The organism is Catenibacterium sp. (assembly GCF_052354645.1).
GTDB classification, from domain to species: domain Bacteria; phylum Bacillota_I; class Bacilli_A; order Erysipelotrichales; family Coprobacillaceae; genus Catenibacterium; species Catenibacterium mitsuoka_A.
Window position 1 is genome coordinate 1 of sequence record NZ_DAWDDM010000192.1, and the last position, 3,853, is coordinate 3,853.

Sequence of the window (3,853 nt, forward strand, 5' to 3'; positions counted from 1 at the left end):
CCTGAAGAATAAGAATAACAGTAGGATAGACATGCAATAAAATATCAAATTTTAATACGTTATCATGAATCTTATGGAAATCGAAGTGAGTTGTACGCCATTCAGCATTTACATCGTCTGCAGGATATTGATAAGGTGTAAAGTCAAATACTTCCATGTCATTAGGAATAACGATAATACCACCTGGATGCTGACCGGTAGTACGTTTAACCCCCGTACATCCATTAGCAAGTCTTTGTAATTCAGCACTACGGATATGATCTTCTAAACCTAGGTTTTCAGCATATGCTCTTGCATAACCATAAGCTGTCTTTTCTGCAACAGTAGAAATAGTACCGGCTCTAAAGACATGGTCTTCACCAAAGATTGTTTTAGTATAAGCATGCGCTTTAGGCTGATATTCACCTGAGAAGTTTAAGTCGATATCTGGAACCTTATCCGCATTGAACCCTAAGAAGGTTTCGAATGGGATATTATGTCCTTCGCCTTTCATCTTATGTCCACATACTGGACAGTTCTTATCAGGCAGATCATACCCATCAGAAATAACTCCTTCTTCTAAGAACTCATTATGTTTACAATGAGGACATATATAATGTGGTGCAAGAGGATTTACTTCTGAAATACCAGCCATAGTGGCTACGAAAGATGAACCAACTGATCCTCGAGATCCTACTAGGTAACCTGCTTCATTAGAAACTCTTACAAGTTCTGAAGCGATAAAATAAATAACTGCGAATCCATGTTTGATGATGTTGGATAACTCTTTTTCAAGTCTTGCTGATACAATCTCTGGTAATACTTCACCATATGTCTCATGCGCATTCTTATGACACAATTCTCTAAGTTTTTTATCTACGTTTTCAATTGAAGGTGGATATAATCCTTCTTTTGTGACAATAATATCATCACCAATCATATCTGCAATCTTATTTGTATTAGTGACAACATATTCATATGTATCTTCATCACTTAAATAAGGGAAGCATTCCAACATTTCATCTGTTGTTCTTAAATAAACATCAGGTGTTAAAGCACGAGGATTATTTCTTACAAGAAGTGGATGAGGTTTACCATTAATCTGAATCTTAGAGTTAGTAATAAATACTTCACGGTATACCTTATCTCTTTTATCTAGAAAATGAACATCACCTGTCGCACAGATGAGTTTATTTTCTTCTTTCGCAATCTTAATAATACGCTTGTATATTCTTTCTATATCATCAATAGAATCATACTTACCACGATCTACCAAATACATCGCATCTTCTAAAGGCTGTATTTCTACATAGTCATAGAATCGTATTTCTTCTCTTAATTCTTCTTCATCTCTTGTAGAAGCTATTTCAAAGACTTTAGAATTTAAACAGCCACTACCAAATAGTAATCCTTCACGATAGAATTCTAATTCACTTCTAGGAATACGATCACATTGATGGAAATACTTAGTATTCGCAATAGACACAAGTCTAAACATGTTCTTTAAACCTTCAGGTGTTTTCGCAAGAACACACATATGATAAGGGAAAGCATGCTTATAACTGTCTTCTATTTCGATATCATTGATTTCATCAATCGTTTTAAATCCTTTCTTAATTAAATCCTGAAGCATGACATTAAATGAATGACTTAATACTTCTGCATCATAGTCAGCACGGTGAGCCGCTTCTGTATCATAAGGGATATGATAAAAACGACAGACAGCACCTAATCGATAAGAACGCATTAATGGTATGAGACGTCTAGACAAAGGCAATGTATCAATCCATGGATTTTGAATAGGTTCTTTTCCCATTCTCTCTAACGCCTTATCTAACATACCAATATCGAAACGACCATTATGCGCAATGAGAAGACTATCTCCAAAGAATTCCATTAATTTAGGCATGAATTCTTCAATTGTAGGCGCATTTCTAATATCTTCATTCGTAATAGATGTTAATTCAGTAATCTTCTTAGAAATAGGTTTAGGAGATTTAATAAATGTCTGTAATCTTCCAACCTCTAAACCATTTTTTATTTTTACTGCACCAATTTCAGTAATATGATCATCTATCTGAGACAAACCTGTTGTTTCTAAGTCAAAAGAAACATATGTTAAATCATTAAGCTTTAATCCATTCGCATTAAAAACACAATCAAAGTTTGTATCAATCATGTTCATTTCAATACCATAGATCATCTTCAGCTTGTCTCCTGCTGCTGCCTGTGCATCAGGGAATGACTGCACGTTACCATGATCAGTCACTGCAATAGCACTCATACCCCATTCTGTTGCTCTTTTAATATAAGAACCAACAGTCGCAATACCATCCATAGTAGACATATTAGAATGGCAATGTAGTTCTACACGCTTCTTTTCCGCCTTATCAATACGTGGCTTAGGCGCAGGAATAATTTCTATTTCAGTCGCAATAATCACCTGTTCACGGGCAAAGCTATCATATTCAAAAGTACCTTTGACACGAATCCATTTACCACCTTTTTTTAATTGTTCCATTTCTTCTAATGTATTACGATTCTTATTCTCAAATCTCTTAACCATAATACTATCAGAATAATCTGTGACAAGAAGTGTCTGAATATGTTTACCACTTTTAACCTGTGTTGTTTCTTCCTGGAAACAATAACCCTGTACCGCTACTTCACGCATTGTATTATCTAATTGACTAATCTGCGTCATGACATATTCTTTCTTATAACGTTTATAATTACCTGCTGGCTTGGAATAAGCAGGAGGTGCATCATTCATCGCTTCATTATATTTTTCAAGTGCACTTGAATCTATATGAACACCTTTGTTTTCTTCCATCTTTGCAATAGTCTGTTGATATTCATGATTATCTGCATCTACCTCAGCTCTTAAATCAATATTAATACCAAAGCCAGATAATAATGTACGCATTTCATTAAGCTGAGTCTTAATAGAATCACATTGAATATGATTAACAGTATGTAATGTCAAAATATTGTTCTTTAAATCCATATCATCTCTTGTCATACTCTGCATTTCAGGTACATTGCCTAATACATGATGCATAATATAATCACTATATTCAATGACATCATCTTCTCTAAAATGATTAGACGTTGTTTCAAAGAGGAATTCACATGGGTAAGGGAATAAATGCTGGGCTTCTTTTAAAGCCTTCACATTACTAAGAGGCATTAATTCTGGTGAACTGATATAAAAGGTATAACGGCTATCATGATGGACAACTACTCTTGTAATATCAGCCTGCGAAAACGCCTGATTTGTATCTATATGTAATTGTTGTAATAAAATACTTAATTTATTCATAAAATCACCTTTTAAAAAGGAACCGAAGTTCCTTTATTTGAATAATCGCAGCAGATCCTGATAAGTGACTGCAATCATGAGACCAAATACAAGTGCAAGTCCAAGAACCTGCAGTGCATATTTCACCTTCACAGGTACTTCTCTATGGATAATACCTTCAATTAAAGAAAGAATAGCCTGATAGCCATCTAACCCTGGAATAGGTAATAGGTTAAAAATTCCAATATTTACTGACAACATCGCAACTAAATAAAGAAGCGTTGTCATAGAACCAGATTCTCTTACCTGTGAAGTTACTTTATAAATTACAACTGGTCATTACATCTGCTTAATAGTAGATGCAAAATTCACAATAAGCTGTCCTAATGCATTAAATATTGCAGTAGACATCTCGCATAATTCTTTAAATGTATAGCTAAATGCTTCAGTGACACTCATTCTTCGAGTTACCTGCATAAAGCCAAGAACATAACGTCCCTGTTCTACATTATAAGGACTCACTGCCTTGATCACAATACTATCTTTACCACGTCTGACAGTAATATCTAATGT

2 protein-coding genes and 1 pseudogene are annotated in these 3,853 nt (G+C 34.5%); all 3 read right to left on the reverse strand.

The genetic code is table 11. The features are described 5' to 3' along the window. A partial coding sequence (locus ACT8VG_RS08380; protein ID WP_444195615.1) for a PolC-type DNA polymerase III occupies positions 1 to 3,301 on the reverse strand: 3,301 nt, incomplete at its 3' end. 33 nt (positions 3,302 to 3,334) lie between these two features. Beyond that, the gene (locus ACT8VG_RS08385; RefSeq protein WP_444195616.1) at positions 3,335 to 3,607 is read right to left on the reverse strand and encodes a site-2 protease family protein; all 273 of its coding nucleotides are present in this window, start codon (positions 3,605 to 3,607) and stop codon (positions 3,335 to 3,337) included. A 12-nt stretch (positions 3,608 to 3,619) separates the two neighbouring features. Continuing rightward, positions 3,620 to 3,853 (reverse strand): annotated as a pseudogene (locus ACT8VG_RS08390) (M50 family metallopeptidase); the annotation flags it as partial.